Here is a 13,107-nt window from a genome sequence, read left to right on the forward strand (position 1 = left end):
CTCAGAGTTGGAGATAAATCTCGTGGCAAATCGATTAAATAAACGTCCTCGAAAAACGCGAGGTTATCAAACACCGAATGAGTTATTTAAAGGCATACCGACTCGTTTACTTCGTTCATAACGGTGTTGCACTTATTATGTGAATGCAAGTTTTCTTATTGCTGCTGTCCGGTATTGCTTATAACGAAGGATGTGAATAACACCGGATAATACAATCAGCATCATACCTGCTAAATCGGTGAATACCCCCGGCTTGATTAAAAGGAGTGCAGCGGTAGTGAAGAAAATTCTTTCCAGCCAGTGTGTTTTTATCATCCAGAAATTGGCAGTTGCAATAGAGAGGGCATAAATGCCGATTAAGGCAGTTATTATCATATAAATAATGGAAAGCACACTTAACTCGCTGCCCTGCATCAATAACGCAGGGTTATACACCAGAATAAAAGGAATAATAAAACCGGGTAAAGCCAGCCGGACTGCGCTCCATGATGTCTGCATCGGGTCAGAGCGGGCGATGCTGGCAGCCGTATAGCTGGCAAGAGCAACCGGAGGCGTAATATTGGATAATGCCCCGAACCAGAAAACAAAAAAATGAGCCGCTAAGGGCTGAACGCCTGCTTTGATTAAAATCGGTGATACGGTTACAGCAACAACGATATATAACGCAGTAGATGGCAGCCCCATACTGAGCACGATACAGACCACCATAACAACCAGCAGGATCATCCACAGCGTATTATCAGTCAGGGAAACAATATTGAAAGCAAGTGTAGAACCGATACCGGTCATAGTCACAACGCAGATAATAATACCAATAGCAGCACAGGCAATAGTAACCTGAATAGCTCCACGAGCCGCTTCATTCAGGGCATTGGCAATTTTTTTAGGCGTCATACGGACAGAAGTATCGGGTGAGATCCAGCTTGCAATAATAATTGCAATGATGCCGAGAAAACCGGCATAAATGGGGGTCTTTCCTGCTAATAACGTTCCGATTACGATAAAAAGGGGCAGTAGCAATAATCCACGGGCTTTCAGTACAGCTTTTACCTGTGGAATGTTTTCTTTACTGATACCTTTAAGACCTTGTTTTTTTGCTTCCAAATCAATGGCAATAATCAGGGATGCATAGTAAAGCAATGCGGGAATAATGGCGGCAAGAACAATAGTGGTGTAAGAGATGCCGAGAAAACCCGCCATAATAAACGCTGCAGCTCCCATAATAGGAGGCATAATCATCCCGCCGGTTGAAGCTGCTGCTTCGACGGCTCCGGCAAAGCGGGGTGACAGACCGATGCTTTTCATCAGGGGAATAGTAAAAGTCCCGGTTGTCGCAACATTAGCAACAGCACTCCCGCTGAGTGAACCTGTCAGAGCCGAAGAGATAACCGCAACCTGTGCTGGCCCTCCCCGGCGGCGTCCGGCGATTGCCAGAGCCAGATCATTGAACAGTGCTGTAGCACCACTGACACTCAAAAATGAGCCAAACAGGATAAAGACAATAATCGCTGTTGATGCTGTTGACAGTGTAATACCGAAAACCCCTTCACCGGTCATAAACAGACGGAATAACAGGCGTTCAATAGAAAATCCGGCGTGCCCGAAGATACCGATAAAATATTGCCCGAACAATGCGTAAATAATAGCGAAAACAGATAACCCCGGAATGAAATAGCCCGTTGTTCGCCTCGCCGCTTCAAGTAATAGGGCTGTACCCACTATAGCCATCACATAATCTGTGGTATTGGGAATACTGTTGCGGGCAACATGCAAATCAATATAAGTAAAATAGAAATACCCGTAACTTATCAGAGTGAGCAGAATGATAAGGTAATCCCAAAAATTAAATTTTACGGTCGCCTGCTGTCTGGAGACAGGAAACAGAATAAAACCTAATACCAGAATACCGCCCAGAAATATCACATTACGGTAAAATTCCTGTGTATTGGATAGCGCATTAGCATAGACAGCATAGAGAGAAATGGCGATAGCCAGAAAGGTAGTTATCTGCCAATAAGGGCTGATTAAATGGCGGGTACCGGAACCGGATTCCTTATCCAGCTCAACAGAAGATGGTGTTAATGGCGCAATATTCATAATGATTCCTTTATTAAAAATACTTATCACTGGCTTATATAACTACTCAGATTGAACTGTTGCTGAATGGATTTCCGGAGGGACAAGTTCATCAGGAATAGGCAGCCCGATTTCACGATAATATTTATATGCGCCAATATGCAGCGGAACAGCAACACCTTTAAGTGCATTTTCGGGCGAGATATATTTGGCCGCGCTGTGGATTTGATGGACTTCTTTCAGATTCTCAAACATCGATTTCGTCAATTCATAGATGGTCTTATCATCAATTTCACGGGTGGTCATCAGAATATTAGGTTGAGCAATAGTGTGAACAACTTCGCTTTGGTGAGGGTACGTTTCCGGTTCAATCACAAAGGGAAACCAAGAGTTTGCAATGGCATTGATTTGTTTTAATTGCTGCTCTGTCACATTCAGGAGTCGGGCAGGCACACCGCTGGCATACATATCCGTCACCGCTGAGGCGGGAACTCCCGCAGGCACCGCACCACCATCAAGACGACCATCACGCATTGCGGAAACAGTATCACTGTAGCCGAGATATTCCGGCCGGATATCTTTCTTGCTGAGTTTGACTCCCTGTAAAATAATCAACGTGGATTGTTCCGTTCCGCTGGCCTGCGGGCCAACGGAAAAACGCGTGTTGGCGATGTCGTTTAACGTTCCGTCTTTGAGCTTATCTTCCATCATCACAAAGTGCTCAACATTAGGCCAGAGTACCGAAATGGAACGCAGATCCTGATAAGGCCGGTTTTCAAAATTACGGACACCCTGATAGGCTTCAACAGCAATCAGGCTTTGAAAAATAGCAAGCTGTGCCTCATTTTTTTGCAGCAGGTCAATGTTTTCAATTGAACCGGCTGAGGATTGGCCTGTGACCTGAATGTTTTCTTTCTGAAGATGGTTACTCCATATATTGGCAAGCCCGACACCTATCGGATAAAAGGTTCCGCCTGTGGATGCGGTGGCAACGGAAAGAAACTGTTTATCGGCATTTTTCATTTTTCCGATAATAGCCATGAAAATTAGGGCGATGGCAGCGATGATCACCAGCAGGATTTTTGTTCTTTTGGGCGTTAATATTTTTGTGACTGACATAATAGGGTTTACCGGATGTTGTGTTCATTTATGTAACATAAGCATAAAAATACCTGTTTTTCTTTTTGTAAGTGACAGTATGTGCTATGAGATAATTTTATGAGTTATAAAGAAGGTAAAATATAAATATAACTGCCACAATCATAAAATTAATGTTTTCTCGGGTTTTTATTGTGAAGTTTGAACAGGATCACGCAGTTACTAAACAGATTAATCAATATCTATTCTCAATAGAAGAAAAGGTAAAAAGGAATCAATTTAAATAATTTAGTGAATAATAATGATATGTCTATAGTTTTATTCAGATGATTGTGATGCCAATTTGTTGATAACAAATGGAAGATGTTTTTTCTTAAATAAAAAAATAAATTCATTGTATTAAATAACAAAAAGGTGACTTAAGAGAGAGTAGGGTAAGTTATTCATAATGATACGACCATTTTTACATTATTTATTTAAACGTTGTTGAAGAAGAATAAGTGTATGTGAATACTGTTCATTGAAGTGAGCGAGAAAATACCGTAGAGTCACTCTTATTTGATAAGAGCCTATCGAAAATAATTTCTCCCTATATATAAAGAAGATTCTTCTATTACTTCATCAGGAGATAAATCATGGCTACCACACACAATGATATTCACTATTATAATGTATCAACCCGTTATGCGCGTATTTCAGTATTGGATTCCGGCGGTAACGGGTTGCCTGTTTTGTTTATACATGGGAATTCAAGCAGTAAAGACGTATTTTTTCACCAGATTGAGTACTTCAAAAATGATTATCGGGTTTTGGCCCTTGATTTACCGGGACATGGTTTATCCTCCAATGCCAGTGAACCACGTAAAGCATATTCGATGCCCGCCTATGCCCAGACTGTTATTGAAGTATTGGAAAAGATCGGGATAAACAGGGTTGTTGTTTTTGGCTGGTCATTAGGCGGGCATATCGGGCTGGAAATGCTGGCTCTGTTTCCCAAAATGATTGGGTTGATGATTTGTGGTACACCACCTGTGTCAGCCGGTAAAGACAGTGTTGCACAGGGTTTCTGCCTGAATGATCATATGGGGCTTGCCGCTAAGGCTGACTTCACTGAAGAAGATGTAAAAATTTTTGCTTACGAGACAGTCGGTATTAATGCTCCTCATGAGCAGTTTATTTTTGATGCGGTAGCAAGAACGGATGGTTTATCACGTCAGTATATGTTTGAAGCCTTTACTTCTCCGCAGGCAACAGATCAAAGATTATTAGCTGAAACCAGTAAAATACCGTTGGCTATTGTCAATGGGAGCGGAGATCCATTTATCAATGCGCAATATATCGGAAGCCTGAATTACCAGCATCTTTGGCGGGATCAGGTTATTAGCTTAGCGGGTGTGGATCATGCTCCATTTTGGGAAGCTCCGGCCCAATTCAATCCAATACTGGCTGATTTTCTTTGTGATTTTTAATCTGATGACCAGTTCTTATTCCTTAATTAGCGGCTGGGAATTGCCTGCATTATTAATCCGGAAATATTCAAGCAAATGCCTGGCCTCAAATCGATTAGGTAAATAAAGCTTTTACCGTTTTGTGATTTTCATCACTGGGGTAATACTGTAATTTTTCTTACTTATTATCGACAGAGTACATCGCTGTATATCATTCAAATTTTCTAGCTTATTGAATATCTGAATTATAAATGTTTGGTGACATATTATTTAAAGAAATTAAATTTCGTCTTTATATCTAAAAATAAGATCTTTTTCACATCTTTGCGAAAAAATAAACTTTTAATCGGGATCACAGTTTCAGTTGATTTCCTTTGCTGTAATGTTTTTGTGTTATTAGCACCAATGCTTAATAAATTTTCCCGTCATTTTTGCTTATCATTTTTTTCATTCTTCTTATTACTAAAGCCCCAATAGTTTCCAGAATATAGTGCAGTAGATAACGCAGTAACAGGGATTAAGAATGACACTAAAACTTAATATTTTTAAGGTATTGGAGACATGAAACATTATGCAATCGCTATTACAGCTTATCCATCGCCATAAATCGGGTGAGTCAGTCGGAGTTTATTCTGTCTGTTCAGCCCATCCCTGGGTATTGGAAAGTGCACTTCGGTTCGCCAAAGAGCGGGAAACACATGTATTGATTGAAGCCACATCCAATCAGCAGTATTTGCCGGAACAGGCCAAAGCGATCAATGCCGGTTGTCTTTCTCAGGATGATCCCAATGAGTGGGTTATGGATAAAATCCGGCAGGTATTGAGCGATTACGCTGAGGCTTATGAAGCAGAAGGGGCTGAATGATGACGGTTTTTTTTCCTTACTCATCCCAGTGGCTGACTGAACATCAGGCGCACAATACAGCGGAAGAGATCCAGAATCAGCCCGGATTGTGGCGTACTCTGTATCAGGAATTACAACAGAGTCAGCCATATTGGCAACCTTTTCTCCAACAGTTGCTTATCAAGCCGGATTTACAGATTATCCTGTGTGGCGCAGGCTCTTCGGCCTTTGTGGGTAAGGCTGTTACTCCTTGTTTGCGTGAAATCTGGTTATCGGGTGCAAAATTCTCTGACGAGAAGCCGGATGACAGTAAGAAATATCGGCCTGATATTCAGGCTGTTGCTTCAACAGATATCGTTCCCGCCCCCAGAAAATATCTGGATATACATAAACCCACGTTACTGGTTTCGTATGCCCGCTCTGGTAATAGTCCTGAAAGTATTGCTGTCATTAAATTGGCTGATTCTCTCTTAGATGAGTGCCACCATCTTATCCTTACCTGTAATCCGGCAGGCGAACTGGCTCGTTATACTGAACACAGTCCGCATGTTTGTTCGCTTATCATGCCGGAAGGTGCTAATGATCGCAGTTTTGCCATGACCTCCAGTTTCAGTTGTATGGCGATGGCAACGCTGTTACTCCTCGGTGATATAAATTGCGATATTACAAAGCAAAAAGAGGCGTTGGAAAAAGTAGCTGCCCTGTGTGAAACACAGGCATCTGAGTGGCAACCGCTGCTCCGGCAAACTATCGGGCAGGGATTCAAGCGCATGATTGCACTGGGAACAGCCGGTTTTGCAGGTATTGCTGAAGAAGGTGCGTTGAAGATGCTGGAATTAACCGCTGGCCGGATAGCAACACGTTATGATTCCTGCATGGGCGTCCGGCACGGGCCTAAGTTCATGATTGACCATGATACATTAGTGGTTGTTATGCTCTCCGCTGATCCTCATTGCCGTCAATATGATATCGATTTACTTAATGAGCTCAGGCGTGATGGTCTGGCAAAACAAATCATCGTGCTAAGTAGCTTACCTTATCCCGAATCTCTGGAAATACCTGCTGATTTATCAGATAGCTGGCTTATTTTTCCGTATTTACTTTTTTTTCAGATATTGGGTTTTGAAACCTCACTGACTCTTGGACTCTCCCCTGACAACCCATGCCCGACAGGTGAAGTTAACCGAGTGGTAAAAGGCGTTCAGATTTATCCCTATATCAAATCAGAGTAGTTAAAGGAGTGCGAATGTCTACCCCAAACATTCTATTAACCCGTATTGATAATCGTCTGATTCATGGGCAGGTGGGTGTTACCTGGACAAATTCACTGGGTGCCAATCTTGTTGTTGTTGCGAATGACGAAGCAGCCAATGACCTTGTTCAGCAGTCTCTTATGGACATGGTGATGTCTGATGGTGTCCAGACCCGCTATTTCACGCTGCAAAAAACGATTGATGTTATTTATAAGGCGGCGGAACGACAAAAAATTTTTATCGTCTGTAAAACCCCGCATGATGTGCTGGAACTCGTAAAGGGTAATGTACCAATTAACTTTGTGAATATCGGCAATATGCATTTTTCAGAAGGAAAAAGACAAATCCATAAAACAGTTGCTGTTGATAAAGATGATATTGAGGCTTTTATCGAGCTGAAAAAAAGAGGTATTCCCTGTGAAATCCGTCGTGTGCCGGATGAATCGGGTGAAGATATCACTAATCTTCTGAATGACAGGAGTGAGTATGTTTATTGACGCACTTTTGATCTCAATACTGGCAGGGATTGCAGGTATTGACTTATTCAACGGATTGACACATATCCACCGTCCGGTTGTCATCGGGCCATTGGTCGGACTGATTTTAGGGGATATCCAGACCGGATTGCTGGTCGGCGGCACATTAGAACTTGTCTGGATGGGAATGGTTCCGCTGGCGGGAGCTCAACCTCCCAATGTCGTTATTGGCGGAATTATCGGAACGACTTTTGCCATTCTTACACAGGCAGACCCTAAGATTGCCGTCGGTATTGCAGTGCCTTTTTCTATCGCTGTGCAGGGATGTATCACACTGCTGTTTACTGCTTACTCGCCGATGATGCACAAGTGCGATCAGATGGTGAAAAAGCTTAACTGGCGCGGAATCGAACGGGTTAACTATTTCGGTCTCATTATTCTGTTCTGCTTCTACTTTATTGTTGCTTTCTTACCTATCTATTTTGGTGCAGACACAGCCAGAGCTGTTGTACAGCAGGCCCCGAAATGGCTGCTTGATGGGCTTGCCGTTGCGGGGGGCATGATGCCTGCTATCGGTTTTGCACTATTAATGAAAGTCATGATGAAAAAGACCTATGTGGCTTATTTTATTCTTGGTTTTATTTCGGTCACTTTCCTGCAACTGCCTATCATTGCTATCGCGCTGGGGGCACTCGCAATCGCCTTAATCGATTTCTTCAATCGTATTCGTGATGATAATGGGAATACACAAGGTACATCATCACAATCAAATTCTGCGGAGGAGATGCAAGATGGTATTTAATAAACCGGATAATGTCGTGGCTGAAAAAAGCAGAAAACGGGGAAAAGAAATCGCCCGGAATGGCAGCGCAACAGATCGTGATGATTATATTGACACCACCCCGGGAGAAGATTTAACAAAACATGAAATCAATGTGATGGCATGGCGTTCCCTGTTATTACAGGCTTCTTTCAACTATGAGCGTATGCAGGCCGGAGGCTGGCTCTACACACTGCTGCCTGCGTTGCGTAAGATCCACAAAAACCCCGACGATCTGACTGGCTCCATGAAAATGCATATGGAGTTTCTCAACGTTCATCCGTTTGATGTGACCTTTCTGTCTGGTCTGGTGCTGGCGATGGAGCGCAGTAAAGAGAGAATTTCTACTATCCGTGCGGTAAAAGTCGCCCTGATGGGGCCACTGGGCGGAATAGGTGATGCGCTATTCTGGTTAACCTTATTACCAATCTGTGCGGGTATCGGAGCATCGTTAGCTTTACAGGGCAGTATTCTGGGGCCGATTCTGTTCCTTCTGATGTTTAATGTTGTGCATTTTGCTCTGCGTTTTGGTCTGGCGCATTACGGTTATCACACAGGCACCAAAGCGATAACCATGTTGAAAGTTCATACAAAAAACATTTCTCATGCCGCCTCTATTGTTGGTATGACCGTTATTGGTGCGCTTGTAGCTTCTTATGTTCACCTTTCGACACCTCTTGTGATGAAAGCCGGTGCGGTAAAAGTCGCATTGCAGACAGATGTCCTCGATAAACTGATGCCTAATCTGTTACCACTCGCCTTTACTGTATTGGTTTACTGGCTGATGAAACGCGGTTTTTCACCGGTGAAGCTCATTGGTATCACAGCCGTATTTGGTGTTGTTGGTAAATTGATCGGATTTTTATAAGGAGAAAAAATGCTGGGTATAGTAATCACAGGGCACGGGATGTTTGCCAGTGGTCTGCTACAGGCGGTAGAGCAGATTATTGGTAAACAACCGTCATGCGTTGCCATTGATTTTCCCGATGGGATGACGACAGAACAGTTATATCAGGAATTATATATAGCCAGAGAAGCAAGTGAGTCGGGAGAAGGAGGCGTTTTTCTGACAGACCTGTTAGGCGGTTCTCCTTTTCGTCAGGCGGCGCAACTGGCTTTAACAGATCCACAGTGGCAGGTTATTACCGGTACTAATATGCAACTGGCGGTTGAAATGATGATGATGCGTGATGAGATGAATGTGGTTGAATTTCGTGATATGGCGCTGGAATGCGGGCATCGCGGACTGACCAGCCTGTGGCATCAGCAACAACAGCAATCAAAAAAACAGCCACCACCTGATATTGATGGTATCTGAGGAGTCAGTATGTTTTTAATCTCTAACAGTAAAATGTTAAAAAAAGCCCAGCGCGAAGGCTATGCTGTTCCGGCATTCAATGTACATAATCTGGAAACCGTGCAGGTAGTGGTTGAAACAGCGGCAAAAATGGAGTCTCCGGTCATTCTGGCCGGAACTCCGGGAACATTCACCTACGCAGGTCTTGAATACATGGTTTCTATCTGCAAAGAAGCCGCTATTGTCAATAAACTGCCGCTGGCACTGCATCTTGATCACCATGAAGATATCAAGGATATCCGTCACAAAGTCGAAACAGGAATACGTTCGGTGATGATAGATGGCTCGCATTTTCCTTTTGAGAAAAATATCTCCACGGTGGCTGAGGTTGTTCGTTTGTGTCAGCGGTTTGATGCCAGTGTAGAAGCCGAGCTGGGTAGATTGGGAGGGCAGGAAGATGATTTGATTGTTGACAGTAAAGACAGCTTCTATACCGATCCACTGGCCGCAAAAGAATTTATTGAACGAACCGGAATAGACTCACTGGCAGTGGCCATCGGCTCTGCGCATGGGCTTTATCACGGAGAACCTCATCTGGACTTCTCACGTCTGGCAGAGATTCACCGTCATGTGGAGATTCCGCTGGTATTACATGGAGCATCAGGCATACCGGAAGAGATGATACATAAATCCATTTCATTGGGTATTTGTAAAGTCAATGTCGCGACAGATTTAAAAATCGCTTTTGCTGACGCGGTAAAAGCCTATTTCGCAGAATACCCTGACGCGAATGATCCGAGGAAATATATTACACCGGGCAAAATTGCAATGCAGAAAGTGGTAGAAAATAAAATCAATATTTGCGGCAGTGCAGGGCGGGTGTAGGTTGCCATGAAAGCTTATATAAAATAGCGCCTGTATTCCATTTTGAATAACGGTATCTTTACTTATTTAATTTTTTACATCTTGTTATTACAACGAATGATATTATTTGGCTGTTAATTAAATGAAATTTAAAACCATTCTAATTTATTAATACATTATGCGTTTATTATATTTTAATTGATGCTTTTCACGCACATATTAATAATATGTGTCTTTACTTTATGAATTAACATGGACAATAGTGTCACATTGTTATATAAGTGCGTGAAAAGTAATTAATGAGATATAAGGTTAATGTATGAAACTCTGTCTGATACTATATAAACTCACCTTGAGTCTACAGTGAAATATTGCCCGTTGTGTATTTCATTTCTTCCCTTATTGTTACTAATGTCATCCTCAATAGGAGTGATTTTTACGTTTATTCATAAATAAAAGAGCATATCTTTCCGATAAGAAATATTAACGTTTATTAACAATGTTATATAACTGATTGTTATTTTTTTAATTAGAGATATTAAGATGAAACGTATTCCTGAGCCCTTTCGCATTAAAATGGTAGAAAATATCCGCATGACAACACGTACTGAACGTGAGGCTGCACTGGAAGCTGCGGGGTATAATCCATTTCTGCTGCCTTCTGATATGGTATATATTGATTTATTGACTGATTCTGGAACCGGCTCCATGAGTAATCAGCAATGGGCGGGTATGATGATGGGAGATGAAGCGTATGCAGGATCTCGTAATTATTACCATCTGGTCGATAAAGTTAAAGAATTAATTGGATACGAATATACCATTCCTACTCATCAGGGGCGTGGCGCTGAGCAAATTTTATTTCCGGTTCTGATTGAAAAGAAAAAATCCAAAGGCGGCGCTGAAAAACCTGTATTTATCTCAAATTTTCATTTTGACACCACAATGGCTCATGTGGAATTAAATCATGCTAAGGCTATCAATGTTGTTACAGAGAAAGCTTTTGATACCGGAGGTTATTACGACTGGAAAGGGAATTTTGATCTCGATTTACTCCGCCAAACAATCAAAGAACATGGTGAAAATAATGTGGTTGCTATCATAGTCACGGTGACTTGTAATAGCACCGGAGGGCAGCCGGTTTCTCTGGCCAATATGAAAGCAGTGTATGAAATAGCAAAACAGTATGATATTCCGGTTGTTATTGATTCAGCACGTTTTTGTGAAAATGCCTGGTTTATTAAACAGCGGGAAAAAGGCTACGAAGATAAATCAATCAAAGAGATCGTCAGAGAGATGTATCAATATGGCGATATGCTGACGATGTCAGCAAAAAAAGATCCAATGGTAAACATCGGTGGCCTTTGCTCTGTTCGTAGTGATGAAGATCTCTTTAATGAGGTAAAAGTCTATTGTATTCCGTATGAAGGCTTTGTGACTTATGGCGGCCTTGCCGGGCGTGATATGGAAGCATTGGCAATTGGTCTTGAAGAGGGTATGGATGAGAACTTTTTGTCTTATCGCATTAATCAGGTGACTTATTTAGGAGAGCAGCTTAGAAAGGCGGGAGTGCCTATCCAATATCCGGTCGGCGGGCATGCTGTTTTTGTTGATGCAAAACTGTTTTTACCGCATATTCCCAGCGATCAATTCCCGGCTCAGGCACTGAATAATGCGCTCTATGTGGAAGCGGGTATCAGAAGTGTGGAAATTGGTTCTCTATTGCTAGGGCGTGACCAGGATACCGGCAAACAAAAAGAATCACCGATGGAGTTGATGAGGCTGGCTATTCCTCGTCGTGTTTATACTAATGATCATATGGATTATGTTGTTGAAGCCTTTATTGAATTAAAGCAGCGGGCTGCTGATATTCGGGGGTTAACTTTTACGTATGAACCGCCAGTGTTACGCCATTTTATGGCTAAGTTAAAGCCGGTTTCTGAGAGTTAAATTCGCCGATACAATCTCAAGTTGCTTATACTGCAACTTGAGAATCAGAAATTCAGGATACTAATAAATACACGACGTTACTGATATATCTTCTGAAAAATCAATAATTTTAAATCCAAAACCTGTTGTTGTTTTAACAGTATCTGTGCCAGAGAACCACTGAAATGAAACCGCAGGTGCAACACTGATTGTCATGTCATTCTGGTGCCAGATACGCGAGGTGTGAGCATGCCCACAACCGATAAATTTCACCTTATATTTTTTGCATAATGTTAATAAATCATCGGCATTTTCCAGCATACAGCTATCTACAAGTGGTGTACCAACCGGTAAGGCATGGTGATGCATAAATATCGCGGTATTAAAATTATTATTTAAAATGATTCTTTTTTCTAATTTTGTAAGGTTATATTTTGTAATAAAACCATAATCCTCACCATTAACAACGGTATCAACATAAGTAATATACCAATCTTTATCATAATACTCACAAGAATTGATGTTATATTCTGGTTTTATTTCAGCAATGACTGTATCGATATTATTTTTAAGATCATGATTGCCCGCTATTGTAATATAAGGAATGTGGAGTGACTCCATTTTTTTGAAAAAATACCGGTAAGCATCTATATCACCATCATTGGCTATATCGCCGGAAACAACGATTAAGTCTATTTCAGTTACGGACTTGATACGATATATTTCCTTACAGGCGGTATCAAAATTATTATAAGGGTTTGTATCAAATAATTGATGTTCCATTTTTTGAGTAAGATGGATATCTGTTAGTTGAATGACTTTCATTTTTTATTGCTACCAAAAGTAAATGGACTTGCATTCACATAATAAGTGCAACACCGTTATGAACGAAGTAAACGAGTCGGTATGCCTTTAAATAACTCATTCGGTGTTTGATAACCTCGCGTTTTTCGAGGACGTTTATTTAATCGATTTGCCACGAGATTTATCTCCAACTCTGAG

11 protein-coding genes and 3 pseudogenes are annotated in these 13,107 nt (G+C 41.7%); 10 read left to right on the forward strand and 4 right to left on the reverse strand.

Annotation, left to right across the window (positions count from 1 at the left end):
- Positions 1–121, forward strand: a pseudogene (locus Xinn_RS18085) (IS30 family transposase); the annotation flags it as partial.
- A 14-nt stretch (positions 122–135) separates the two neighbouring features.
- Here Xinn_RS18085 and Xinn_RS18090 read toward each other — a convergent pair.
- The gene (locus tag Xinn_RS18090) at positions 136–2,097 is read right to left on the reverse strand and encodes a TRAP transporter permease (RefSeq protein ID WP_099137724.1); all 1,962 of its coding nucleotides are present in this window, start codon (positions 2,095–2,097) and stop codon (positions 136–138) included.
- A 42-nt stretch (positions 2,098–2,139) separates the two neighbouring features.
- Positions 2,140–3,195 carry a TAXI family TRAP transporter solute-binding subunit gene (locus Xinn_RS18095; RefSeq protein WP_086952968.1) on the reverse strand — a complete coding sequence of 352 codons (1,056 nt, stop codon included), beginning with the start codon at positions 3,193–3,195 and terminating at the stop codon, positions 2,140–2,142.
- Between the two features lie 614 nt (positions 3,196–3,809).
- On the opposite strand from Xinn_RS18095, the gene Xinn_RS18100 reads away from it, so the two are divergent.
- The 9 genes and pseudogenes from Xinn_RS18100 (at position 3,810) to tnaA (ending at position 12,126) form a co-directional block, all read left to right on the forward strand.
- A complete protein-coding gene (locus tag Xinn_RS18100; protein ID WP_086952969.1) occupies positions 3,810–4,643 on the forward strand; it encodes an alpha/beta fold hydrolase in 834 nt (277 codons plus the stop codon).
- 550 nt (positions 4,644–5,193) lie between these two features.
- A pseudogene (locus tag Xinn_RS18105) lies at positions 5,194–5,349 on the forward strand (class II D-tagatose-bisphosphate aldolase non-catalytic subunit); the annotation flags it as partial.
- 137 nt (positions 5,350–5,486) lie between these two features.
- Positions 5,487–6,698 carry an AgaS family sugar isomerase gene (locus Xinn_RS18110; RefSeq protein WP_086952970.1) on the forward strand — a complete coding sequence of 404 codons (1,212 nt, stop codon included), beginning with the start codon at positions 5,487–5,489 and terminating at the stop codon, positions 6,696–6,698.
- 14 nt (positions 6,699–6,712) lie between these two features.
- Positions 6,713–7,216 (forward strand): PTS N-acetylgalactosamine transporter subunit IIB, encoded by a 504-nt coding sequence (gene agaV / locus Xinn_RS18115; protein WP_086952971.1) that lies wholly within the window; start codon positions 6,713–6,715, stop codon positions 7,214–7,216.
- On the forward strand, positions 7,206–7,997 hold the full coding sequence (gene agaW, locus Xinn_RS18120) for a PTS N-acetylgalactosamine transporter subunit IIC (protein ID WP_086952972.1): 792 nt from the start codon (positions 7,206–7,208) through the stop codon (positions 7,995–7,997). Before agaV ends, agaW begins: the two co-directional genes overlap by 11 nt.
- Positions 7,987–8,883 (forward strand): PTS system mannose/fructose/sorbose family transporter subunit IID, encoded by an 897-nt coding sequence (locus tag Xinn_RS18125; protein WP_086952973.1) that lies wholly within the window; start codon positions 7,987–7,989, stop codon positions 8,881–8,883. Before agaW ends, Xinn_RS18125 begins: the two co-directional genes overlap by 11 nt.
- Positions 8,884–8,892: 9 nt before the next feature.
- Complete coding sequence (gene agaF, locus Xinn_RS18130) at positions 8,893–9,333, forward strand: PTS galactosamine/N-acetylgalactosamine transporter subunit IIA (RefSeq protein WP_086952974.1); 441 nt, start codon at positions 8,893–8,895, stop codon at positions 9,331–9,333.
- Positions 9,334–9,342: 9 nt separating this feature from the next.
- Positions 9,343–10,197, forward strand: coding sequence for a tagatose bisphosphate family class II aldolase (locus Xinn_RS18135; protein WP_086952975.1), 855 nt, complete (start codon positions 9,343–9,345; stop codon positions 10,195–10,197).
- Between the two features lie 522 nt (positions 10,198–10,719).
- On the forward strand, positions 10,720–12,126 hold the full coding sequence (gene tnaA / locus Xinn_RS18140) for a tryptophanase (RefSeq protein ID WP_086952976.1): 1,407 nt from the start codon (positions 10,720–10,722) through the stop codon (positions 12,124–12,126).
- 60 nt (positions 12,127–12,186) lie between these two features.
- Here tnaA and Xinn_RS18145 read toward each other — a convergent pair whose 3' ends face one another.
- Together Xinn_RS18145 and Xinn_RS18150 are read right to left on the reverse strand one after the other, a co-directional pair.
- On the reverse strand, positions 12,187–12,930 hold the full coding sequence (locus Xinn_RS18145; protein WP_099137725.1) for a metallophosphoesterase family protein: 744 nt from the start codon (positions 12,928–12,930) through the stop codon (positions 12,187–12,189).
- A gap of 56 nt (positions 12,931–12,986) precedes the next feature.
- Positions 12,987–13,107 (reverse strand): annotated as a pseudogene (locus Xinn_RS18150) (IS30 family transposase); the annotation flags it as partial.

The organism is Xenorhabdus innexi, from assembly GCF_002632485.1.
In the GTDB taxonomy this organism is placed as follows: Bacteria; Pseudomonadota; Gammaproteobacteria; order Enterobacterales; family Enterobacteriaceae; genus Xenorhabdus; species Xenorhabdus innexi.